This window comes from Paenibacillus solisilvae (assembly GCF_042656405.1).
Taxonomy (GTDB): domain Bacteria; phylum Bacillota; class Bacilli; order Paenibacillales; family Paenibacillaceae; genus Paenibacillus_Z; species Paenibacillus_Z solisilvae.
In genome coordinates this window covers 27,539-52,747 of record NZ_JBHSOW010000121.1, presented here as the reverse complement: position 1 = coordinate 52,747, position 25,209 = coordinate 27,539, and the positions used below count along the sequence as shown (strand labels likewise).

At 47.5% G+C, this 25,209-nt stretch carries 16 protein-coding genes; 12 read left to right on the top strand and 4 right to left on the bottom strand.

Features of this window, described 5'->3' with window-relative positions; genetic code table 11:
* The first annotated feature begins 580 nt into the window (after nucleotides 1-580).
* The 4 genes from ACFPYJ_RS30115 to ACFPYJ_RS30100 all read left to right on the top strand — a co-directional run bounded on the left by ACFPYJ_RS30115 (nucleotide 581) and on the right by ACFPYJ_RS30100 (nucleotide 6,180).
* Nucleotides 581-2,191, top strand: a complete 1,611-nt coding sequence (locus ACFPYJ_RS30115; protein ID WP_379191950.1) for a spore germination protein — start codon at nucleotides 581-583, stop codon at nucleotides 2,189-2,191.
* A gap of 25 nt (nucleotides 2,192-2,216) precedes the next feature.
* On the top strand, nucleotides 2,217-3,329 hold the full coding sequence (locus ACFPYJ_RS30110) for a GerAB/ArcD/ProY family transporter (protein WP_379191949.1): 1,113 nt from the start codon (nucleotides 2,217-2,219) through the stop codon (nucleotides 3,327-3,329).
* Nucleotides 3,313-4,479, top strand: coding sequence for a Ger(x)C family spore germination protein (locus tag ACFPYJ_RS30105; protein WP_379191948.1), 1,167 nt, complete (start codon nucleotides 3,313-3,315; stop codon nucleotides 4,477-4,479). Before ACFPYJ_RS30110 ends, ACFPYJ_RS30105 begins: the two co-directional genes overlap by 17 nt.
* Nucleotides 4,480-4,632: 153 nt before the next feature.
* Entirely contained in the window at nucleotides 4,633-6,180 is a 1,548-nt protein-coding gene (locus ACFPYJ_RS30100) for a multicopper oxidase family protein (protein WP_379191947.1), read from the top strand.
* Nucleotides 6,181-6,243: 63 nt separating this feature from the next.
* Here the strand turns inward: ACFPYJ_RS30100 and ACFPYJ_RS30095 are convergent, their stop codons facing one another.
* Both ACFPYJ_RS30095 and ACFPYJ_RS30090 read right to left on the bottom strand, forming a co-directional pair.
* The gene (locus ACFPYJ_RS30095) at nucleotides 6,244-7,212 is read right to left on the bottom strand and encodes an aldo/keto reductase (RefSeq protein WP_379191946.1); all 969 of its coding nucleotides are present in this window, start codon (nucleotides 7,210-7,212) and stop codon (nucleotides 6,244-6,246) included.
* Nucleotides 7,213-7,317: 105 nt separating this feature from the next.
* Nucleotides 7,318-8,169, bottom strand: a complete 852-nt coding sequence (locus ACFPYJ_RS30090) for an aldo/keto reductase (protein ID WP_379191945.1) — start codon at nucleotides 8,167-8,169, stop codon at nucleotides 7,318-7,320.
* Between the two features lie 120 nt (nucleotides 8,170-8,289).
* Between ACFPYJ_RS30090 and ACFPYJ_RS30085 the strand changes: the two genes are divergently transcribed.
* On the top strand, nucleotides 8,290-8,670 hold the full coding sequence (locus ACFPYJ_RS30085; protein WP_379191944.1) for a MerR family transcriptional regulator: 381 nt from the start codon (nucleotides 8,290-8,292) through the stop codon (nucleotides 8,668-8,670).
* 108 nt (nucleotides 8,671-8,778) lie between these two features.
* Here the strand turns inward: ACFPYJ_RS30085 and ACFPYJ_RS30080 are convergent, their stop codons facing one another.
* Nucleotides 8,779-10,350, bottom strand: a complete 1,572-nt coding sequence (locus ACFPYJ_RS30080; RefSeq protein WP_379191943.1) for an amidase — start codon at nucleotides 10,348-10,350, stop codon at nucleotides 8,779-8,781.
* Between the two features lie 774 nt (nucleotides 10,351-11,124).
* Here ACFPYJ_RS30080 and ACFPYJ_RS30075 point away from each other — a divergent pair.
* From ACFPYJ_RS30075 to ACFPYJ_RS30050, 6 genes are all read left to right on the top strand, one after another.
* A complete protein-coding gene (locus tag ACFPYJ_RS30075) occupies nucleotides 11,125-13,419 on the top strand; it encodes a helix-turn-helix domain-containing protein (RefSeq protein ID WP_379191942.1) in 2,295 nt (764 codons plus the stop codon).
* Nucleotides 13,420-13,686: 267 nt separating this feature from the next.
* Nucleotides 13,687-14,661, top strand: coding sequence for an ABC transporter permease (locus tag ACFPYJ_RS30070; protein WP_379191941.1), 975 nt, complete (start codon nucleotides 13,687-13,689; stop codon nucleotides 14,659-14,661).
* 28 nt (nucleotides 14,662-14,689) lie between these two features.
* Nucleotides 14,690-15,589 carry a carbohydrate ABC transporter permease gene (locus ACFPYJ_RS30065; protein ID WP_379191940.1) on the top strand — a complete coding sequence of 300 codons (900 nt, stop codon included), beginning with the start codon at nucleotides 14,690-14,692 and terminating at the stop codon, nucleotides 15,587-15,589.
* A gap of 114 nt (nucleotides 15,590-15,703) precedes the next feature.
* Nucleotides 15,704-17,350 carry an extracellular solute-binding protein gene (locus tag ACFPYJ_RS30060; protein ID WP_379191939.1) on the top strand — a complete coding sequence of 549 codons (1,647 nt, stop codon included), beginning with the start codon at nucleotides 15,704-15,706 and terminating at the stop codon, nucleotides 17,348-17,350.
* Nucleotides 17,351-17,469: 119 nt separating this feature from the next.
* On the top strand, nucleotides 17,470-18,084 hold the full coding sequence (locus ACFPYJ_RS30055; protein ID WP_379191938.1) for an SGNH/GDSL hydrolase family protein: 615 nt from the start codon (nucleotides 17,470-17,472) through the stop codon (nucleotides 18,082-18,084).
* 66 nt (nucleotides 18,085-18,150) lie between these two features.
* Nucleotides 18,151-22,326, top strand: coding sequence for a X2-like carbohydrate binding domain-containing protein (locus tag ACFPYJ_RS30050; protein ID WP_379191937.1), 4,176 nt, complete (start codon nucleotides 18,151-18,153; stop codon nucleotides 22,324-22,326).
* 434 nt (nucleotides 22,327-22,760) lie between these two features.
* On the opposite strand, the gene ACFPYJ_RS30045 is transcribed toward ACFPYJ_RS30050, so the two are convergent.
* Complete coding sequence (locus ACFPYJ_RS30045; protein WP_379191936.1) at nucleotides 22,761-23,801, bottom strand: LacI family DNA-binding transcriptional regulator; 1,041 nt, start codon at nucleotides 23,799-23,801, stop codon at nucleotides 22,761-22,763.
* A gap of 408 nt (nucleotides 23,802-24,209) precedes the next feature.
* Between ACFPYJ_RS30045 and ACFPYJ_RS30040 the strand changes: the two genes are divergently transcribed.
* Complete coding sequence (locus tag ACFPYJ_RS30040; protein ID WP_379191935.1) at nucleotides 24,210-25,208, top strand: Gfo/Idh/MocA family protein; 999 nt, start codon at nucleotides 24,210-24,212, stop codon at nucleotides 25,206-25,208.
* Nucleotide 25,209: the final 1 nt, after the last annotated feature.

Sequence of the window (25,209 nt, the reverse complement as noted above, 5' to 3'; positions counted from 1 at the left end):
CCTGCTCGTTTAAAATACTAGCTATCCGGAAGAGCGCTGGCCGCGATGCAGAACCAGGAAGACCGGAATGCATCCTCCTCAAGACCAAAGGAACATTAAAGTCCCTCCATTTGAAGCTTTGCCTGATTGTTCCTTTATCTTCCGACATCGGCAATGTCCTTGTCCAAAATCGACATTGTACCCGCGCCACGCCTAACTCGGCTTCCTCTGAACCACCAATTTACCTCTCTTGCTCTCTTAGTCTTGGTTTCGTTCTTTCCACCACTTCCACCACTTCCACCACTTCCAGCACTTCCAGCGACTCGCAGATCCGTATGTATAGTCAAGGCGATAGCTTTCGTCGGCGGGCGTATGCGGATAACGCGACGTCCACCTGAGAAATACGTGTCATGGCGAGTGTGTTGACGCCTTTAATATCGCTGCTCAAATTGCTGCCAACCATCGGCCAAGGTTTGGATAAATTAGAATGATATTGCCTGTTCCGGGGAATAACAACCTCAAAGGATGATAGCGGCGGCCCCCTTAATGCGGACGAATTATTGAACAAAACTAGTCTGCGGTATTTAAGACGGAGGATATTATGAAAAGATGGATGATCCAAAAGGGACGGGCAAAATCTTCATTACATGCTGATTGGAACGAAGGTAAGCTTTTAGACAAGTTGAACGCCGATACCGGGAATGCGGAGTTCACTACAGACATTGCCCGCAACGAACAAATGTTAAGAGACATCTTCAAAAATTGTTGCGATGTCGTTTTCCGCAGCATACAAATTCATGACCAAACTAGAGTTTTGCTGGTTTTTGCCGACGGACTCATCGACCGAAAAACGCTTGACGGAAACATTCTTAAGCCCTGGATGTTCGAAGGACTGCCGCAAGGTATGATGCAGCTCGATACGATCGGACAAATGATCGATCAACAGGTCGTTGCCATCGGGAACACGAGCCGGGTTCATCAAATCACAGATGCTGTAAACGGCGTGCTGAAAGGTAATGTCGCTATCCTTGCCGATGGAGAAAGCAGCGCACTGCTCGCTGAAATTAGTGGATTTGAAACACGGTCTATTGAAGAACCGCAAGCAGAACATGTTGTTCGCGGCCCAAGGGAAGGTTTTACGGAAAGCTTGGGGATAAATTTGACCTTGCTGCGCAGAAAAATTCGTAGTCCGCGGCTGAAAATGAAGAAGTTGACACTTGGAGAAGTTTCACAGACTGACGTCGTGATTGCATATATCGAGGGAATAGCTAAAGACTCTGTTGTAGAAGAAGTCCGAAAAAGAGTGGAACGGATTCAAATTGACGGATTGATAGACTCGGGGTACCTGGAAGAATTCATTCAAGACCAGCCCTTCTCGCCTTTTCCGCAAGTTCAAAACACAGAACGTCCGGATGTTGTCGCTGCCTCCCTGTTGGAAGGAAAAGTAGCGATTATAATGGATGGAACTCCATTCGCACTTATTCTGCCGGTTACGTTTTGGTCGTTTTTGCAATCGGCGGAAGACTACTACGAGCACTTTTTAATTATGTCGGCCATTCGCATGATCCGTTACATCTTGTTAGTTTCATCGCTTATTCTTCCTTCCGTTTACGTTGCGGCCACTACTTTCCATCCGCAGCTAATTCCTACTCTTTTATTGCTGAGCATCGCCGCTGCCCGGGAAGGCAATCCCTTTCCGGCAGTGGTGGAAGCGCTGCTAATGGAATTCATGTTTGAAGCGTTAAGAGAAGCGGGAATCCGTTTGCCTAAAGCTATTGGTCCGACCGTCAGCATTGTCGGGGCGCTAGTGATCGGGGAAGCGGCAGTACGCGCAGGAATTGTATCCGCGCCGATGGTCATCGTCGTATCGATAACCGGAATCGCTTCCTTTGTCGTTCCGCGCTATAATTTTGGGGCTGCCTTGCGCCTGCTTCGTTTTCCTATCTTGATTTTAGCGGGCACACTGGGTTTTTATGGGATAAGTTTATTTTTGATTGCGCTGCTCAGCCATTTGGTTAACCTTCGCTCGGTTGGCGTTCCGTATTTCTCGCCGTTTGCTCCGCAATTTCCAAAACAGTTCATAAAAGAGGTTTTGATACGCGCACCTCATTGGTCAAGATACAAACGGCCCAAAGAATTTGTGGACGAAAATAATATCCGCATGGCTGAAGGACAGGAGCCGAGTCAGAGTAAGGGGAAGCAGCCGTCTTAAGAGTTGACTGAAGGGAGCCCTGGACTTGAAAATATCCGGAATACAGATGCTGTGGCTAATGTTTTCCATGCTAGTCGGTATGACGTTGTTAAGATTGACCCAGACCATTTCCGAAGCTAAACAGGACTCCTGGTTGGCCATGCTCATAGCCGGAGGGACTGGCGTTGGAGTTACATGGCTGACGGCGAAAGTCAGTCTTCTTTATCCCGGCCAAACCTTTATTCAATACACCAAGACCATATTAGGGAAATGGTTAGGGACAGCCGTTATTTTGACCTATATTTTTCAATGGATTACGGTAACGGGGGTTATTTTTCGCAGGTCTTTGGATTTCATACACCTCGCGTTGTTCCATAATACCCCTTTATTTGTACTTGTTTGTACCATGCTGTTGGTAGTGGCTTACGCCACTTACGAAGGAGGCATTGAAGGAATTGCCAGGTGCAGCGAGGTCATAGGTCCGGTCATATGCATCATGCTTCTTCTTATTTTTGCTCTCAGCATAAACAATCTAGATTGGAGACAACTGCTGCCGATTTATGTGGACACGGGGTTGAAGGAAATCTGGAAGGGCTCATTGTCCCCAGGATCCTTGTTGGGGGAATCTGCTGTCGTGGTGGTCATGCTCATATCGTTCATGACGGTTCCGGAGAAAGGACCTTCCCGGGCGATGTGGGGAGTGGGTCTTGCGTTCGTATCTGTCTTTGTCGCAACCCTGTTCGTCATTATGACTTTCGGACCCAACCTTTCTGCCCGGATGGTGTACCCGTTTTATGAGGTAGTCCGGTTCATTTTCATGATGGAGTTCATCCAAAATGTCGATGTCGTCGTCATTGTCATCTGGATGACCAGCTTTTTCATCAAATTGTGTTTATATCTGTTTGTTACGAGCTACGGTACAGCGCAATTGCTTCATGTAAAAAATTGGCGAAAGATGATTTGGATCATATCGTTCGTTGTTCTCATTCTTGCCTTAGTGCCCAGGAACGAGCTTTTCAGCATACAGTACAACCAAAAATACATTATTCCTATTGTGGTTCCATTCAATTACATCTTCGTTCCCTTGTTACTATGGGTTGTCGGGGTTATCCGCAAGAAAGCAGCGACGGAGGGAACAAAAAATGAAGCGAACGGCTAGCATGATGATATTGTTCTCCTTGTTTGTCATTACAGGCTGCTGGGACCGCGTGGAGTTAAACGACCGGGCTATTATGCTCGGATGGGGGATGGATATCCTGGAGGACGGCTCTTACCGGGGAGTCGCCCAATTCGTGGTGCCTTCCACAGCCCCGAAAGCAGAGGGAGGGTCGTCCAAAGATCAACCCTATTTTGTGAAAACCGGTATCGGAAAAAATATACTGGATGCCGCGGAGGATATGCAGCGGAGTAATTCACGGAGGGAGTTCGCAGGTCATCGTCGCGCCATCTTTTTGGGTAAACGTTTGGCAAAACATGGACTGCGCGAGGTCATCGATGAATACAGCCGCAATTCGGATCTCCGGCTTCGTTCTGATGTGTTTATCATCAAGAACGGCGAAGCATTGGATATGTTAAACCGACCCTATCCTTTGGAGGTTGTTCCATCCGTTGCCGCTATCAAAGCTCATGAAATTATCGGCATTCGACCGGAAACGACGCTGCGGGATTTCCTTATTGCCGCTTCCGGAGAAGAGAGCAGCCCGACTCTTCCCCTTTTGGAATTGATAAATAATGATCATTTCGGAGGGTGGAAGCTGGCCGGGATTGCCATTTTTAACGAACAACTTAAAATGATTGGAAATTTGCCTGATAAAGAAGCCAAATTGAGGCGCTGGATTATCGGGGGACTTAAGAAAAAAACCTTATCGGTTTCCATGCCTGAAGGGAAAGGGAATTTCGTCGTTGATACCGTTCAGTTGAAAAGTAAGATTCAACCTGTAATCAATGGAAAAAAGGTGCAAATAAACGTTATGCTTTCGGGCAAGGGCGTAGTCAGAGAAAATAACACAAATCTTGACTTATCCGAGCCGAAAAATCTTAGATTGCTTGAGGAAACGCTGAATAAGGAGGTTGAAAAGAGCACTTTACAAATGATAAAAAAAGTGCAAAAAAATCTAGGGACGGATATTTTTAAGTTCGGCACAACGATCCACCGGCAATATCCAAAGGAGTGGAAAACGCTAAAAAAGAATTGGAGCGAGGAATTCGCTAAAATTGATGTCTCTGTAAAAGTGAAAATAAATGTTCAACGGGTAGGAATCACCGGTCCGCCAACATGGCTTCCAAAAAAGGAGATCAAAAAGAAATAAAGGATAATTATTGTTTTGAAGGTGTGAATGCTTGGGATCCGATTGGCCTTATAAGAGGTGGCGCCGTATCCGAATAGTTCAGTACATAATGAACGAGCTAGCGTTCATAAACTATCTTAGTTGAGCATAGTAGCAGGGAGGTATTCCATCCTTATGCCCGAAAAGATAAAGCTGCAAAAGTTCCTCGATGAACTGCCTATTCCTAAGACAATATCCCCCGTAAAGCGAAGCAATGACTGGACTTACTACGAAGTTACCATGAAGGAGTTTACCCAAAAGCTCCACAGGGATCTTCCACCTACCCGCTTATGGGGATATGAGGGTACATACCCTGGTCCAACTTTCGACGTCATGCAGAATGAAACGGTGTTCGTCAAATGGATGAACAATCTTCCCAAAAAGCATTTTCTCCCAATCGATACGACGATTCACGGTTCTGAAATCACTCTGCCAGAGGGCAGAACCGTTGTACATTTACATGGCGCCACAACTCCGCCCCATAGCGATGGGTACCCCGAAGCCTGGTTTACTCGTAATTTTGAACAAACGGGTCCTTTATTTCAAAGAGAAATATATGGCTATCCAAACATCGATCGGGCTACGACATTATGGTATCACGACCACACGATCGGAATCACAAGATTGAACATCTATGCGGGACTCGCGGGATTCTATCTGATCCGCGACAAGCATGAGGAGTCCCTTAATCTTCCGAAGGGAAGATACGAGGTCCCTCTATTAATCCAAGACCGCTCGTTTAACCCGGACGGTTCTCTTTACTATCCAAGCTGTCCAGATAATAAGGATGTTTGTACTCCTTATCCTTCGTTAGTTCCCCCTTTTGATGCGGATACCATTCTGGTTAACGGTAAAGTCTGGCCATATATGGAAGTTGAACCAAGAAAATATCGATTTCGTATTTTAAATGCCTCCAATGGCCGAATCCTAACATTAAAACTTGACTCCGGGGAGCCCCTTAACCAAATTGGATCGGATGGCGGCTTTCTTGAGCAACCAGTGAAAATGAATGAAATAGTTCTAGGTTCCGCTGAGCGCGCTGATGTCATTGTGGATTTCTCCAGGTACACCGGTCAGACCATTACTCTCAAAAATGTTACGAAAAGCGCATCGCCTGAAACAACAGATGTCATGCAATTCAGAGTGACAGTTCCGTTAAGAAGTGAAGATACTAGCTCTATTCCGGCTTATTTGGGGAAAATAAACCGACTCACGAGAAACATGGCACAGAGAACAAGGGATTTGCCCCTGATTCGAATTAAGGATGAATATGGCCGATCCTTGAATTTATTGAGCGGAAAAATGTGGAATGACCGCATATCGGAGGTAATCGGGGTAGATACCGTTGAGATATGGCGATTGATAAATGTAATCGATGATGACCCACACCCAATCCACGTGCACTTGGTTGATTTTCAAATTCTTGATCGTCAGCCATTCGACGTCGCTCTTTTTCAACGGACGGGAAAATTAATGTTTACAGGTCCAGCCAGTCCCCCCGAACCAAATGAAATGGGACTCAAAGATACGGTTCAGACTCCATTCGGTTACGTTACCTCTATAATTGCCCGTTTCGGCCCGTTTACTGGCCGGTATGTGTGGCATTGTCACATGCTGGAGCATGAAGATTATGAAATGATGCGCCCTTTTGAGGTGGTTAGAGATAAGAATAGATGGCTTTAAACCACAAAGGCGAGACTATCGTGTCCCGCCTTATTTCTTTTAGTATATTGAAATTCGGCTTACTTATCGGTTATATCCAAAACGTGTTCCTGCCAATGAACGCCATACATCATCGCACTTCAACAGAGTCTCGACATCCAGCGGTTCCCCCTCAATCGAAGCGATATTCTGCTCGATCTGGGCCAGGCGGCTTACCCCGGAAATGATACTCGTCACGGATTCTTGCGCGGCGCACCATTTCATCGCAAGTTGCAGGATACTTAGTCCGCATTTGCCAGCAATCTGGGTAAGCTTGTCGGCAGCGGCAAAGTTCTCATCTGACCAGTACCGGTCAAAGTATGCTCCATTGTTGGCAAACCGAGTATTTTCCGCAGGTTGGCCTGGCTTATGTTTACCGGCCAGTAACCCCCCGGCGATAGGATTGTAGATGGCCATTCCCATGTCATGCGCTTTTAAAAAAGGAACGAGTTCTGTTTCTATGCCGCGGGTAATAGGGTTGTAGACATTCTGAGTGATAATGGGCGCTATATAATTGCGTTTGTCGCAGATAGACAGCATATCGGCGATCTGCCATGCGGCATAGTTGCTGACGCCAATATAACGAATTTTCCCCGATTTTACCAAACTAGACATGGTTTCAATCGATTCTTCAATGGAGGTTTCGTAGTCGGGCGCATGCATGTAATAGATGTCGATATAATCAGTATCCAGTCTCTTCAAGCTGGCATCAACAGCAGATAGGATATTTCGGCGGCTTAGTCCCGCGTTATTTGGGTTTTCACCCATATTACCGCGTACCTTGGTCGCAAGAATAATCTCATCACGCCTGCCTTTGAGACCCTTGCCGACGATCTTTTCGCTTTCGCCCTGATTATAAGAGTTTGCAGTATCAAAGAAATTGATGCCATGCTCAAATGCGTAGTCCATGATTTTAAGACTGTCAGCTTCGCTTGTTTGCCCTCCGAACATCATGGTTCCAAGACTCAAAATGGAAACTTTAAGACTTGTTTTTGACAAGTTATTATACTGCATATGATAGCCTCCAATTCAAGATACTTTGCCTTACTTGGCCAGATTCTAGATTTCCCAGCTTTTTCAACCTGCCAATAGGATGCTCGCTAAATCGGAGAATCGTCTTTAGAATGTAGTCTTATCTGGATTTTGGGAATATCCGCAGCAGCCTTTTAAATTTGAGATAACATGCACATCTTGTGCCGAAAGCTCGAAATCAAAAACATCGGCATTTTCTTTGATGCGCGATTCAGTTACGGACTTGGGCAAAGGCAAAAAGCCCATCTGCAGGCACCAGCGAATGCAGATCTGTGCAATGCTTTTTCCGTATTTCTGTGCAAGAGCCTTCATTTCGGGCACTTCAAAGATTAATCCGGTTCCAAGCGGGCTGTAAGCTTGCAGCAAAATGTTATGGTCTTTACAATAAGCTACCACCTCATCCTGCGTATCTCCTGGACAAAGTCGAATTTGATTGACCATGGGGGCAATTGTCGCCGTTTTCATTAGCTCGTCGATATGGTGAGGATGGAAATTACTGATACCGATGGAACGTATGCGCCCGGCATTATACAATTCCTCAAATGCCCTCCATGTGCCTGCGTTAGCTTCTTGCCAGTGATCTCTGAACTTGATGGGATTCGGCCAATGAATCAAATATAGATCAAGATAATCCATATCCAGATTCTTCATTGTTTGCTCAAAAGCTGCCATTGTATTCTCGTAGCCATGTTCCGAATTTTGCAGTTTGCTGGTTATGAAAATATCTTCTCTTGCAATACCGCTTTGTTTTACCGCAATACCGACACTTTCCTCGTTGCCGTATCCGGCGGCGGTGTCAATGTGGCGATATCCCAGCGCGATGGCATCCTTTACAGCAGATACGGCGGTTTGTCCATTCGGCGTCTGCCATGTACCGAAACCTATACATGGAATCTGAACTCCATTATGTAATTGAAAACAATCGATTAACGCTTTCATTTTTTTTCCTCCTAAATTTTATCTTGAGTAAACAGAAGATATAAAGTATAACGGAAGTATAAACCTTAACGTTAACATTAAGTCAATAATAAAAGTAAAAAATTTAGAAAGGAAATGTATATGGAATATTCTATTAAACAAATATCGATGAAAACAAATTTAAAACCGCATGTTTTGCGTTATTATGAAAAAGAAGGATTACTGCCTTTTGTCAACCGGAGCGAAAGCGGAATCCGGCTTTATTCGGATGACGATTTGGAATGGCTCGGATTAATTTGCTGCCTAAAAAATACCGGAATGTCCATAAAGCAAATTAAAATTTTTGTTGAATTGAGCGTACAAGGTGAGGAAACGATAAAACAAAGATGTAATATTATGGTAGAACATAAAAAAAGTGTTGAAGCACAAATCGTGGAAATGCAAAAACATTTGCAAAAGGTTGCTCATAAGATAGAATATTTCACCGCTCAATATGAAAAATACCATGCAGTTGTGCGCTGATGATTGGCCGTGAGCTGATCGATAGCCCGATACCAACAAGAGGTCGCCCGGAACCGCATCCGGGCGACCTCTTTGTCTTCGTTATGTGCTTAAACTAGCGTAGTCAGGTCAGCCGGCGGCTTTGATGAGCGTTGGCATTTTGCGGAAATGCGTTGCCTGCTCATAATCATACGCCATGCCGAGAATATCGGCTTCACTCCACATTTTGCCGACGAAGGCCAGCTCGAACGGCGAACCGCTCGCATAATAGCCAGCTGGCACGGTGACAAGGGGGACGCCTGCAATGTTGATTTCGGATACGGTCGTCGCTCCGATATTCTCTGTCTTGTTTGCCAGCTTCGGCGTTTCCTTGAACATTTGCGGGAAGGCGAGTGCATCCAGATCATAACGTTTCATGACGGCGTTAATGATCCGCAGGTACTCCTTACGCACCTTCGTAAAATTGGTCAAATCCGGGAACGCCGAGGGATTCTTCAAAGCATCCGGATAACGGGCCAGTACGGCAGGGGTTTGGCCGGTCTTGGCGATCAATTCATCGACCGAATTGATTGCCGCCGAAGGTCCGAGGCGCTTCAGGTACTGCTCCATGTCGTATACGACGGATTCGATGCCTACGGAGCCGGCGGCTTTAACGAAGGCTGCAAAGCCGGTGCCGGCGAACGGGTCAGCCACAACCGTTGCGCCCTGCGCCTCCAATTCCTTCACGGCCCGATCGTACAAGGCTTGCGTTTCTTTGGTCAGCGGCTGATTCCGCCAGCCCGGACCATACAAGCCGATGCGCTTGCCCTTCAACTCGAAGTCGTTCATCTTCGAGGTATAGCCGTCATAGGGCATATTGCCGATTGAGGCGACCGTCTTCGGGTCTTCAGGCGTGTACCCTGCAATTGCATCCAGCATGAGCGCGGCATCGTGCACGGTGCGTCCGTGTGCACCGACAACGTCGCGTGTGCTGCCGCCGAGTGGAACGACGCCTACGTTCGGAACAAGGCCGAAGGTCGGTTTTATCCCAACCAGTGCCTGTGCGGCGGCCGGGTTCTGAATCGATCCGCCGGTTTCCTCCGCAATACCCAATACGGCGAAATTGCCGGACACGGAGGTGGCGGTACCGCTGCTGCTGGCACCGGGGGCGAGGCTGCGATCCACTGCGTTATATGTATCTCCCGCCCAACTGGTGCTGGCCCTTGTGCCGTCCGAACTGAAAGCTGGAATATTCGTTCTGCCGATAATGATGGCACCGGCCGCTTTGAGACGAGCTACCACGGGGGCGTCCTTCTCGGGTATGAGCTTGATGCCGCCCGAGCTCGGATCCAACGGTTTCCAGCCCATCGTCGATGGGAAACCCGCCATATCCACCGCTTCCTTCATGACGATCGGAATGCCGGCAAGCGGCCCCAGCTTCTCGCCCGCCGCCAGGCGCCGGTCATAGTCCCGTGCCAGTGCGAGCGCGTCGGGGTTCATTACGGTAAAGGCATTATAGTTTGATTCATAAGTATTAATTCGATCGAGGTAGGACTGAACAACTTGCTCTGCCGTATACGTTTTCGCCGCATAGCCGGCTTGAAGCTCATCCACCGTAACCTCGGCAAATTGAAATTCTTTGGCGGCGTTAGCCGGCACCATAGCAATACCGGTTGTTAACAGAACGCCAATCAGCATGGAACTGCATACCCGTTTGAACATTTCCAATCTCCCTTCCACTTTTAAAATATGTACAGCCGCAATGATTTTGCATCCCCCAAGTAAGCTTACAGGCAACCCTCGCTTCCCGATTTATTCGAAACCCGGCATCCGCTTCAACAAGCCGGTTAAGACTGGCTTCGTGACACATAAAAGGTAGCACAAAACAAACATCATGTGAATATAGCTAACATTAATTGCATCAAAATACCCAAATCACCAAATTATATGAAATTTTTGTCATAAAATATAACATGAGATCCCGATTCCATGTACAAAATTGGGAATATCTGCTAAATAAGCCAGACGGGAGCGGGCTGTGGACAGGCGGATCACGGGCACGGTTCGTGCAGAATTTAAACTGTTTCCGGAACACGGGTTACTCATTTGCCTGGAAGTCAATATGTCAGCACGAGAAGGAAAAGTAGAAAAAGCTTTAAATTTTGGGATAAACTATTCAGCTTGATCCAGAATGGCTGGATTCCAGATTTTCTCGGGAATACTTACTCTAACGATAGCAATGATTACTAGAGGCTGCATAGGAAGGGCGTCATAGAATGGCTGCAAAATAGGAAGGACATCTGGTAAAAAGGACTTAAACTTGTTGATCGAAGGGGATAATATCACAAGGGCGCTTAGCGCAGCTATCAAAGTACTATAAACTAGTAGGTTGTCTTTCAGCTCATACATGATATATGATTATTTAGAAGAGAGAAACATTGCTAATTTTGTCGAATTTCGAAAGCGTTTTAACAACGATAAAAAGGGCGGGTGTTCGTGCTAAAGAATTCAAAAATCTTCCGTAAATTTCTAATCTCCTACATCGTTATATTAATTATACCTAGCATTGCAGGATCTATGTCTTACCGCACCTCGATCGCGGTAACGCAATCGATTTCGATCGAAAACAGTATTACGCAGCTGCAGAAGGCTCAAGAGATTTTGGAACGCCGAATGGCGGAGGTTGAAGGCTTTACGAGGCAATTGGCTTTAAACGAGGATCTGTATGTCTTAATTAATAAAAAACCGAATAATCTAGACGTATATGAAATATGGAAAATGACGAAGCAAATATCATCATATAGTCAAACTAATGATTTTTTACAGAATTTTTACATTTATTTAAAAAATTTCAATATTATTTTAAAGCCGGGCTCCGCTTATTTTCGCCCTGAGCATTATTATCTTACTTCCTACTACAATGATTTATCTCTCGACGAATGGAAAAAAACCTTTTTTGGGAAAACGCATAGCAGGGAAATCTTGCCGCTTCGTCCTTTCGTCAATGGAGGAACGCAAACGTCTGCGATCACCTACTTGCAATCGCTTCCATTAAGCAGCACGAACGGATCTTCACCTGCCATTGTGGTCGTCAATATTGACAGCGGAACCATTGACAGCCTCCTGTCCGATTTTCAAGACCGATATGGCGGCTGGGCTAATATAAGCGATGAACAAGGACATACCATCAGCATTCAGGGAACGGGCAAAGCGGAAATGGGCAAATTAGACGGCGATCCCCGCTTCGATAAGCAAAAGATCAGCCAATTTTATAATGGCGATTTGGTCATCACTATCCGTTCCAAAACGAACGGTTGGATATACCAGGCTGGAATTCCGAGAGATGTCTTAATGGAAAATGCGAATACCATCAAGTATATCTCTTGGGCAGTAACCGGTGTCGCGCTGCTCATCGGTCTATTGGTCGGGCTTGTGCTATCTTATCGGAACTGTGCCCCGATCAATCGGCTGCTTGGCATCATGAAGGAGCAGTTCGGCAAGGATGAAGCCATCGGCCGGAATGAATATGACTTTTTATATGGGAATATATCAACGATCATCACCAATAATAAGCATTTGGAATCCGAATTGAACAGACAGCTACCGTTGGTTCGGGATGCTTTTCTTAAACGGTTGATTGCCGGTGAATTCCGAACGAGGGAAGAAATCGAATCCGCCGTCGTCTTGGCCGACATCGGGCTAAACGTCGATACCGGCTATGCCGGAATATTGCAAATCCACGGCTATGCCGGTATGGATAGCGTCGAGATCCTAAATGAGCTGAATACGGCCCGTCTGATCCTGAAGCAGGCTATGCTCGATGATGACAGTCATATTTTGCTGACGGATTTGGGCTCCGATCGCATAGTCGCGATATTCGCCTCCAAATCGGGCGAGGCCGGTACGGAAGCGGAACGCGAGAACATCCAAAATACGTTGGATAAACATGCACGTTTTGTCTTTGACGAATACCGGATAACGATTACGGCGGCATTGGGAAATTACTTTTCTACGGCCATGGAGGTCAGCTATTCCTTCGAGCAGGCGAGGAAGACAATGGAGCACACCGGGGATACAAACGGGCAAGGTACCCTGTGGTTTAGCGAAATTCAGATGAAGAACGAGACCTATTACTATCCGCTTGAATTGGAATTGCGTCTGATCAGAACGATCCGAGCGGGAGATATCGATGAAGCCAAAAGTATCGTCGGATTGATCATTGCGCGGAATACCGAAACGTGGGAGCTTTCCGTCGAAATGAAGCATCAACTGATTGGCGAATTGAAAGGCACTCTACTGAAATTGCTCGATCAGAAAACGTTTCTGGAATCCGATACATTGGAGAACGTCAAGAACCGGATTATCGACATTTCAACGAATGATGCGATCGAACCGATCCAACGGGAAATTGACGGGATTATGGAAGAACTGTGCGAGTTGATCGCAAGCAAAAAGAACGCCGCTCAAGCTAAAATCGTGGAGCAAATCAATCAATACGTGGCGGAGGCCTATGGCGATCCTCAACTCAACTTGTACCGGATTGCAGAGAAGATGGAACGGCCGGAAAAATACATTTCCCAATTGTTCAAGGAAGTAACCGGCACCAATTTGTCCGACCATTTGGAAAAGATCCGAATGGATCAAGCCGCCGTGTTGCTAAGCGCTAACGACCAAACGATAGATGAAATCGCTTCGCGTGTAGGTTATAACAGCTCGCATACTTTCCGAAGGGCTTTCAAAAGAGTAATGGGAGCATCGCCAAGCTCTTATAGACAAACCGTCAAAGATTGAAGGGACTGCCGAAGCAGTCCTTTTTTTATTCGTTATAGCGGCCAATTATCCGGCTGATCGGCCAATTTTTTCTCCTAATACCGTCCAAAAAGGAATTTTGAATGAAAAATACGCAGATGTACCTTGAAGCAGAAGCCGGTTAGGCCTTAAATTTTGTTATGTTGAAAGCGTTGCCACATGCTTTCCAAAAATGCATTTGGATCAGTTGCTGGGATCTGTTGTAACGAGCAAGCCTCGGCTTGTAATTTTCGAAAAGGGGGAACTGAATTGGCTAGAGTAGTCGCTGTAAAACATGAAACGAAAAAGGCGGTGAGGTCGCGGTCGTCTGCCATCACAACTCAGGCGGGCAAAAGCTTGCGCAAGCATTGGCAGCTCTATTTACTTGTTATTCCGCTGGTTGTTCATTTTATTATTTTCAAATACATTCCGATGTTTAACGTCGTACTGGCCTTCAAGGATTACAACATTATTAAAGGAATTTGGGGCAGCCCCTGGGTTGGCATGAAGTACTTCAACATGTTCTTTCACAATCCGGTTTTTTTTACGCTGCTGAAAAATACCCTGTATCTCTCGTTGTACTCACTGGCCGCAGGCTTCCCCATTCCGATTATTTTGGCGCTTGCGCTAAACGAAGTGAAGAACGCACGCTTCAAACGAACCGTTCAGCTGGTTACCTATGCGCCTTATTTCATCTCTACCGTAGTTATGGTTTCTATTATCATGCTGTTTCTTTCACCGAATACGGGGATCATCAATATGCTGCTGGGTGTGTTTGGCATCGATCCAATCAATTTTTTGGGAAATCCGAACATGTTTCGGTCGGTCTATGTCTGGTCCGATATTTGGCAGGGCGCTGGCTATGCCGCCGTCATTTATTTGGCAGCGCTTGCTGGTGTTGATCCTTCTCTTTATGAAGCGGCGAAAGTCGACGGCGCCTCACGGCTTCAAAAAATTTGGAACGTGGATCTTCCAGGAATTCTTCCAACTACCGTCATCATTTTGATTTTGAGCGTCGGGAGCATTATGGGCGTCGGATTCGAAAAAATATATTTGCTGCAAAATCCGCTGAATACGGTTACATCCGAAGTTATTTCCACGTATGTGTACAAAATCGGGTTGTTGAATTCAAACTACAGCTTTGCGACTGCGGTCGGTTTATTCAATTCCCTCGTTAACATGATTTTGCTCTTTATCGTCAACGCCGTGGCCAAACGCGTATCGAACAGCAACGGGTTATGGTAAAAGCTTCCCAAAGAAAGGAGCCATCGATATGGCAAGCATAAGACGACCCATTCAAGAATCGGTTGGTGACCGATTGTTTTTAGCGCTAGTTTATCTGTTCTTGACGGCAGTTTTAATAGCAGCGCTTTATCCGCTTATATTTGTTGTGAGTTCTTCATTCAGCAGTCCATCCGCCGTATCGGGAGGCCGAGTTTGGCTGTGGCCGGTCGAAGCCACCTTGATCGGCTACAAGTCCGCACTCCAAAATAAACTGATTTTGACCGGTTACACGAATTCACTTATTTATACGGTTGCCGGGACGCTCATAAGTGTAACAACGACGATCATGCTTGCTTTTCCGCTCTCCCGCAAATCGTTCTTCGGGCGCGGCGCTCTCACCGTATTTCTCGTATTCACGATGCTGTTTTCCGGGGGATTGATTCCGACCTATCTCGTGGTGAAGGAAGTCGGGATGATCAATACGCCCTGGGCGCTGCTGATTCCGAACGCCATCTCGGTTTGGCAGGTCATCATCGCGAGGAGCTTTTTCCAGACTTCGATTCCTGAGGAGTTGGCGGAAGCCAGCGAAATGGACGGCTGCAGCGATTTCCGTTACATACTCAGCGTGGTGCTCCCGCTTTCCAAGCCGATATTGGCTGTATTGTCATTGATGTACGCAGTAGGCCAATGGAATGCTTATTTCGATGCACTTATTTATTTGAAAGACAGCAGCTTGTATCCGCTGCAGTTGTTCCTGCGGTCCATCCTGATTCAAGACGCCAATATTGTCAGTACGATCGGTTTGGGCAGTATAGCCCAGAAGCAGCAGCTGGTTGATCTCATGAAATATTCGATTATCGTCCTGTCAAGCTTGCCGGTTCTGATCATTTATCCGTTCGTGCAGCGTTATTTCGTTCAAGGGATGCTGATCGGTTCGGTTAAAGGGTAGCCTCCCCTAACGGCCAATAAATGACTGTCATCGAAAGGGGGGATGCCGCGTAGATAAGGTCATGCGAGTTGTAATTCAAAAAAATGTGAAATAATCAAAAGGAGAGGTTCCATTTTGAGAAAAATATGGACAATTTCGGCAGTCTGTGTCATGGCTGCAACCGTTATCCTGTCGGGCTGCTCCAAAGGGAATAGCGCCGATCCGGCGACTTCCGATGCGAAGTCGACCGGTCCGGTAACGATCAAAGTGTTTGCGAATAACGATTCAGCCGACGGTCAAGGCTTGGAATCGAACGCGTTTACGAAGACGCTGGAGTCGAAATTCAACATCAAATTCCAGTGGACGCCCATTCCATCCGACGGCGCCGCGGAGAAACGGAAAATCGCGCTGGCCAGCGGCGACTATCCGGATTTGTTTATGCTCATTTCGTATATCGACCATTTCGGGCAAGACGAGCTGCTGCGTTTGGGCCAGCAGGGCGTCATCGTCCCGTTGAACGACTTGATCGACAAATACGCACCGAATATTAAGAATACGTTGGAAGGGAATGCGGACTACAAAGCGATGAATATGGCGCCAGACGGCAAAATCTACGGGCTTAACGGACTGAGCGCCTGCTATCACTGCTCCTTCCCGAACAAAATGTGGGTAAACAGCACTTGGATGAAGAAGCTGAATATCCCTGTGCCGAAAACAACCGATGATTTCAAAAAAATGCTGGAAGCCTTTAAAACAAAGGACCCGAATGGCAACGGCAAAGCTGACGAAATATCGCTCAGCGGTTCGACGACCGTTCACATCATCCCCTTCCTGATGAATGCGTTTATTTATGATGACGACCGCACGTATCTGATGATAAATAACGAAGGCAAGGTCGATTTCTCCCCAAACAAGCCGGAGTGGAAAGCGGGCCTGCAGTACATCAAATCGTTGTATGACGAAGGTCTGATCGATCCAGGCGCATTCACGCAAAACGGTGACGCGTACCGTAAAATCGGTGAAAGTGCCGATGCTCAAATCCTTGGCGCAGGCGCAGGCATGCACCCTGCTATCTTCGTTGACATTGCGCCAGGCAACAAATACTCCAAGGATTATGATTCGATTCCTCCGGTAACCGGACCGAATGGCATTCAATACGCGACTTTCAGCTACACCGGCAACCCGGGTGCATCTTTCGTCATCACGAATAAAGCAAGCCAAGAAGCGCAAATTGCCGCCATCAAGGCCCTTGATTACATCTATACGTTTGAGGGACAAATGGAGGCCAACGCCGGTCTTGAGAATGTCGACTGGCGCAAGCCGAAGGAAGGCGAAAAGGCGCTCGACGCATCGATGCAACCGAAATGGGTCACGATTAATCAGCCGTCCAGCGAACCGCCGCATAACAATGCATGGGGCTCCTTGGGTCAGTATAATTTGAGTCCCGAATTCCGCGGCTCGCAAGTGCAGTCGACGGATATTTACAGCATCGACGGCTACGAGCGCCGGTTGTTTGAAGCAACCAAGAACAACTACGATGGCAAGCAGCCGGAGAAAATATTCCCGTACTGGGGTGTCTGGATCGATCCGAACTCCGCGGAACAAGCAGGCATGCTGCAAACCAACATCAATAACTACGTCGATCAAAACGCGCTTCAATTCATCACGGGCAACAAGAGCCTGGATAAAGACTGGGACAGCTATATCAAAGGCATTGACAGCATGGATCTCAAGAGCTATCTGGAGATCATGCAAAAAGCTTACGATTCTTCAAGCAAATAGGCGGCCGCATCAAGCTAACAACATCTCAAGCTGGGGCGCTCTATTGTCACGATAAAGCGCCTGCTGTTTGAAAGCTTCATTTTTAGTAGGCTATTCCGTTATAAAAGGAGAACAATACGATGCCCCAATTGGAACGTTACGAATGGTGTGATTTTTGGTGGGAAGAGGCAACTAGTCAGGATAAGCCGAGAGTACTTCTAATTGGCGACTCGATCGCCAGAGCGTATCGCCCGCATGTCAGTAAACTGCTGCAAGGCGTCGCTTACACCGACATGCTGGCTACCTCGAAGGCTGTTGATAACCCGTGTATATTTCGAGAACTCGATTACATTATTTCGCATAGAGAGGATTTTACATATAAGGTAATCCACGTGAATAATGGCCTTCATGGCTTTCATTTAACCGCCGCTGTCTATGAGCGTCACTATGATCAAATGATCGGCCATTTGCTAGAGCATTCGCAATCGGCCAAAATCATCATCGCCTTGACTACCCCTAAAACCATATCAGGTGATCCGAAACAGCTGGACCCGGAGATTAACGATAAGGTAAAGGAAAGAAACAGGGCGACAGAAAGACTGGCTGCCAAATATAATCTCGAAATTGTCGACCTTTATACGCCGATGCTGGGTGCCAGCGAATATCGGGTGGCCGACGGGTACCATTACAATGCTGCCGGAGAACAGGCGCAAGCCGAGATCGTTGCCGGCGCGATCAAACAATCGTTGCTGTGAACCAAATTGAAGTCCTCGAGAAGAGGTTCTACGTCGATCATTTTTGAATTCGAGAGGAGAAATCGGATGAATAGGATTTGTAAAAAGGCAAAACTGATTTTTTTGGCGTTCATGTTCATTGTCGCACAATTGGGGATTTTCTTGCCGAAGGTGCAGGTGGCACAAGCGGAGGCACAAGCGGAAGCACAAGTGAAGGATACTGGGTTTGCACAGAAGCCGTTTATGGGCTGGAGCAGCTACAGCATGCAGGTGTATTCGGGCAACGGGCAATGGATCACAGCCGACCAGATCAAGGCGCAATCCGACGCCATGCACGAAAAACTGCAATCCCACGGATACGAATACATCAATATTGATGCCGGATGGCCAGGGAGTCAGGACGAATACGGACGTCCCGTGCCAAGTACAACGCTTTTCCCGAACGGCTTGCAAGAAGTGATCGATTATATTCACAATAATGGACAAAAGGTCGGTCTCTATACGATTCCGGGACTTTCCCGCGAGGCGTATGCGGCGAATTTACCAATATACGGTACGACGGGCTGCCACATGCAGGATATCGCCCAACAGCCTCTACACGGAATTGATTATTGGGGTTACGTCTTAAAGATCGATTTTAGCAAGCCATGCGCTCAAAAATATATTGATTCCATGGCTGACTTGTATGCAGAGTGGGGTATCGATTTTCTGAAATTTGACAGTGTCACGCCGGGATCGGGTCACAACGACTTGTCCCTCGATGCGCGTGGCGACGTCAAAGCATGGTCCCAAGCGCTGGCTCCCCATCATATTTGGTTCGAGTTGTCCTGGGCGCTTGACCACAATTATGCAGACTATTGGAAAAAATATTCAAACGGCTGGCGCGTCGATTGGGACATCGAATGCTATTGCGGAAATCAAGCGCTGACCACCTGGGCCAATATCGCCCGCCTGTTTCCGGATGCCAATTTGTGGTGGCGGGACGCGGGACCGGGAGGCTGGAACGATTTCGATTCGTTGAATATCGGTAACGGGGCGATGGACGGCTTGACAAAGGACGAACGGAAGACCGCCATGTCGCTGTATGCCATATCGTCGGCGCAGCTGTATATGGGCAATGATATGACCAACCTGGACGATTACGGTCTCGAGTTGCTGACAAACGACGAGGTGATCGCCGTCAACCAAGCGGGACATCCGGGGCATCCAGTATCGATGGCGACGGATCAGCAGGTTTGGTACGCTAATAACGGCGACGGCACGTATAGCGTCGCATTGTTCAATCTGGGCAGCACCCCGGCGACGGTTAAGGTGAATTGGAGTGACATCGGTCTGAGTGGTTCCGCCTCCGTCCGCGATTTGTGGAGCCATAAGAATCTGGGGACATTTGATACCGGATACAGCTCGGTAGATTTGGCCCCGCATGCTTCCCGCTTATTCAAGGTCGTGTCAACGGGCGGCACTTCCGCCATCAACGACGACGAGAGGATTTCTTATTCGGGTACATGGACACGAAACGGCGGCAGAGAATTGGCACAGCCCGCACAGAACCTTGTTGTAAACGTGAACGACTCATCGACGGTGGACAGCACGATCAGCCCACTTACGGCGAATTTTGACAAGAAAGTGGCGAACCAGGCTGATATTGCAACGACATTGATCGGCAATACGTTGACAGGCATTAAAAACGGCAACACGGCATTGGTGCAGGGTCAGGACTATACGGTATCCGGCGATCAGGTCGTGATCAAGAAGGAATATCTTGCCACCTTGCCGGTCGGCACAGCGTACCTGACCTTCTCTTTCAATGCGGGAGCGGCTCAAACGCTTACCGTTTCCGTTAGCGATACGACGCTGAAAGACGGCACGATCAGCACAACCTCGGTGAGCTACGACAAGAATCCGGTGAAGCAAGCTGAACCGTCTGTAACGTTGACGCTCAATGGAAACACTTTGAGCAGCATTTCGGGCGGCGGAACACCGTTGAATCCGGACACCGACTATAAAATTTCGGGCGACCGGCTTATTCTGAAGGGGGAGTACCTCGCTGGCTTACCAAGCGGAATGACGAGACTGACGCTAACCTTTAGCTACGGTGCTTCCCTGATACTGGACGTCGCCGTAACCGACACATCCAAAGGCGCTTCGCAATCCCTTAATGACAACGATGCTGGAATTGTATACACCGGGTCCTGGGGATATTCTAATGGACGCAACCTTGGGGATTATATGAATGACGTGCATTATGCCGAAACCAATGACGATTCATTAAGCTATACGTTCACAGGAACAGGAATCGAATACCTTACGGAAAAGGATCCTTCCCAGGGCGATATCGACTTCTACGTGGACGGCGTGTATAAACAAACCGTTAGCACGCATGATATTGCGCGTTCGGGTGAACAACTCATTTACAGCATTACCGGATTGGACTATGGAACGCATACCCTGAAGGCAGTGAAGAAAACGGGTGTCTTTATGCTGCTGGATAAATTAAGGGTCATTCTGCCCGATCTGATCAGCCCCGATTCGGAGAGCTTCGATAAGAAAGCGATCGAACAGGCTGACTTAACGGTTACCTCATCCGTATACGGGAGCGCCGACGGCTTGAAAGGTATCGCGGGCGGCGGGTCAGCATTGGTAGCCGACACCGACTACACGACAGCTGGCAATCAAATCACGCTGAAGAAGGAATACTTGGCGGCCCAACCGCTCGGCACAACCAATCTGACGTTTACCTTCAACTCGGGAGCGGCACAAAACCTGTCCATCGCGATAAACGACTCGTCGGTAACGAATAGTACGATCGGTACGACTTCGGCAAGCTTTGACAAGAAGTCGACGGAGCAGGAGGACGTGTCCGTTCCGGTGGAGCTGAACGGAAACGAGTTGGTCGGCATTGCCGGTGACAGTACGGCTTTGACGCCGGGAACCGACTATGCGGTTTCGGGCAGCGAAGTCATCATCAACAAGAAATATCTCGCCACCTTGCCGGTCGGTACGACCAATCTGGTCTTTACCTTCAGTGCGGGTCCGGCTCAAAGCGTTGCCGTCACCGTAAGCGATACGACACCTACGTTTAGTCCGAGCGCCGTGAGCTTTGATCGAAAGCCGACGGAGCAGGCTGGCTTATCGACGACCGTAACGCTTCATGGAGATGCCGTCAGCGGCATTGCGAATGGCGGAGCGGCGTTGGCTGCCGGAACGGATTATTCGGTTTCGGGAGGCGTCATTTTCCTCAAGAAGGAATATATGTCTACGCTGCCGATCGGCGTAACCAACCTGACGGTTAATTTCGCGTCCGGAGCGGCACAAACGCTATCCGTAGTCGTGTTCGAGAGCTCCAGAGGACGTGTCGTTACTCTCAATGACGATGCACCGGGGATTATGTTTACGGGCAACTGGAACCGCAGCACCGGCCGAAATCTGGGAGACTACATGAATGACGTGCATTGGACCGAAACCGGACACGACTATTATGAATACACGTTTACGGGAACGGGAATTGAAGTGGTGTCGGAGAAAGATTCGTCGCAGGGCGATATTGACTTTTATATCGACGGCGAGCTCAAGCAAACCATAAGCACGTACAGCAGCTCACAACAAGTCCAACAAACCGTATACGCCATTTCGGGATTGCCTTTTGGAGTCCATACCTTGAAGGCAGTGAAAAGAACCGGGAATTATATGCTGCTGGACGGATTCAGGGTCATTTTGCCGGATCTGATCGTCCCGGATACCGCAAGCTTTGATAAAAAAGCGCCGGCCGACCTGACGATTTCCATGACACTCGATGGAAGCAATTTGATCGCCATCTCCAACAACGGGACAACGTTGGTGAAAGCTGCCGACTACACGGTATCGGGCAACGAAGTCACGATCAAGAAGGAATATCTGGCGTCACAACCGGTTGGCGCGACTTATCTGTCGTTCACTTTCAGGGGGAATTACCAGGATGATGTACATGCTGCGGAAATGAACAACGATTCTTTTACGTATGCTTTTAGGGGAACGGGCATCGACTTGATTTCAGACAAGAGCCCCGAGCAAGGCGATATGGATATTTATGTGGATAACAAACTTGTACAAACGGTGAGCGCTTATAACGCCGTCAGAATTACACAGCAGACGTTGTTCAGCATTTCCGGGTTGAAAGATCGCCCTCACACCCTCAAGGTCGTGAAAAAGTCGGGAGCCTACATGGTACTGGACAAATTGCTCTACACGATTGCACCGGATAAAGGAAACGGGAAGGATAAATAAGTATAGCAACAAACGCTAACGCCAAAGCATCCTGCGGCGACGCTTCCGGAACTAGAGACAACAGCTAATGGTGCAATGGCTAAACAAATAAGTATTATCCCTTTTAAGTAGACAGCGTGTAAAAGGCGCACTACAGTTTACTTGAAAGGGATTTTTTCATGGCGAAATTAGGAAGACCTATTGTGTGGAAGTTAAACAAAGTTCTGCGATGTAATGTGAAATTAATGCAAGTATAGAAAGAAGGATCATAAACAACAATCGAATAAGGAGTCAGTGAACAATGGGACTACTCGGGTAGAAGGTACGTCACTTTCGAAGATGGGGTTGTAACTACTATACAAGAATTAGATCGACAATTATAGATTGCTTTCGGACAGTACTTAATGATCTGAGAGCCTAAACTAAAGGGCTCTTTAAAATTGTGAGTGATTAACTTACGTGGTGCGTGTCGTACGCGTGCTTTCCCCGAAGATAACCCTTGTAGATAAGCGAATGACCTCGAAAGGCCTATTTGGGCGCTGCATCCGGTACAGCAGCTCCTCTGCAGCCCGTAACCCCAGTTGAAATTCATTATTTGTAACCGTTGTAAGCGAAATATCCAGAAGCTCCGTTTCTTTCATCTGATCAAAACCTGATATGGCGATACCTTCCGGAACCCGCATTCCATTCTCCTTTACGAACCGGATGGCATGAAGCGCCATAAGGTCGTTGCCGCATACTAATGCGGTAGGAAGCTGCTCGAGCGCTCCAAGTGTATCGGCAATCCCATCAAAGGATTGATAACTAGTAGCATGTTTGCTCGTTATGCAGTAGCTTGGATTTCGCGGAATATTCGATTCATGAAGGGCTCTGCTAAATCCTATCCAACGCTCGAGAAAGCTGCGGGATGTAATATCTCCTATAAATCCGATCTCCCGGTGTCCAGACTCAATCAGATGACGGGTAATCCGGTACACGCTTTCCTCGCTCTCCATCAATACCAGATCGGCTTTGAGGTCGGTTAGCGGCAGTTCGGCATTCAAATCGATAAAAACCTTCGGCAGTGAGTGCGCCAGTAATTTCTCGGTGTAAGCCTTGTTCAGCATTCCCACCACGATAAATCCGTCGATTGTACTGTTCAGCATGGGAGGCACCATGAGGGATATGATATCTTCATCTTTGATAAAGGACATCTTCATGTCGTAACCGCTTCCTCTGAGCACATCTTCGACGCCTCTCATCAGGTTCATCCAATATCCGTTTGTACTAACTTCTATTCGAGTTAAGTAGGCAATGCTCTTCGTACTTCGGGAAATAGCGGGTCGTTCGCCGGCGCCGGGGACCATCTTGTTATAACCCATTGCAATAGCCGCTTCAATGACTTTTTTCCTGGTCTCATCCGAAATGCTTGCGTGGTAATTTAGTGCCTTTGACACTGTGTTTCTAGAGATACCTAATGCATTGGAGATGTCGTAGGTTGTCACTTTTTTGTTCACAAGTTTCCAATCCCTCTTTTGTACGATTAATAGTTTAATTTTAATAGTTGGTGAATATTTGTCAACTATTGTACAAAATTTGCAACTTTGTTTACTTTACGAATTGACGAATCATTCAGATTGTAACATGATTTCAGTTTAAAATCTTACTGAATACAACAAATAACACCTGCGAAAAAATAATATTTACAGTTATATACTGTGGTGTTATAATTTACGCGAACAGATTGGTGTGCAAAATGACGATAATGTAACGTTCGTAACAGTGCGTGTTTATCTCCTTTGATACAACAGTCTTTTTTTGAAAAGGGGATGAAAGCGCTTTATTTTGCGAAATCATTTTCTGTTTGAAACAGGATCGGGCTTGGGTTCTTGCAATAAAAAAATTATTTTATGGAGGCGTTAACGATGGCAAAAGTTCGTTTTCTAATGATTGGTGTCGGGGGTATGGGAAGGGAGCACATCCGCAGACTTTTGAATGTGCCTGAGGCCGAAATCGTCGCTTTGTCGGATCCGTCCGATAAGGCAATCAACCTAGTGAAGGAAACTTATCCCGAGCTCGCAAACATAGCCGTCTATGCGGATTACCAGGAGGCGATCTCCCAGTCCGGCGCGGACGCCGCTGTTATTGTTTCGCCTCACAGCATGCATTTTGAACAGGGAATGGCATGCCTTGACGGCGGCCTCCACGTGCTCATGGAGAAGCCGTTCGTAAGCGGGTCCGATCATGCGGAGCAGATTATTGCACATGCCAAGAAGCAGAACCGGCATTTGGCTGTCGCCTACCAGCGTCACCTGATGGGCCCGTATATGTATATCCGCGACTTGATCGAGAAGGGGGAACTGGGGAAAATCAACTACATCTGCGCTTATCAGGCGCAAAGATGGCTGATCGGCGCAACCGGGTCATGGAGGCAAAACCTTGCGTTATCGTGCGGCGGGCAATTGAACGATTCGGGCAGCCATCTGTTGGATGTCGTGCTTTGGGTAACTGGTCTCGAGCCGGAAAGCGTATCTGCTGTCATTGAGAACCACGGCAGGGAGGTCGATATCGATTCCGCCGTGACCGTCCGTTTCAAGGGAGGCGCTATCGCGACCTTTAATGTGGTTGGCAGTGCCAGCATCAGCTGGCATGAGGATGTTTCCATCCACGGTGATAAAGGATCGGTCTTATTCCGCAACAACAAGATATTGGTTGCGAGGGAAGGAGAAAAGTCCCTTACTGAGGTGTCGGTAGAGGAGCTTCCAGCTTCGAGCGATCCGGACATCGATTTCGTTGACCTTGTACTTGGCAGGGTGAGTGAAGCAGCTGCACCATCCAGCAGCGGTTTAAGAATCGCCCGATTAACGGAAGCGGCATGGGAGAGCGCCGCTAACGGCAGCAAGGTTATCTCGTTATCAGAATAAT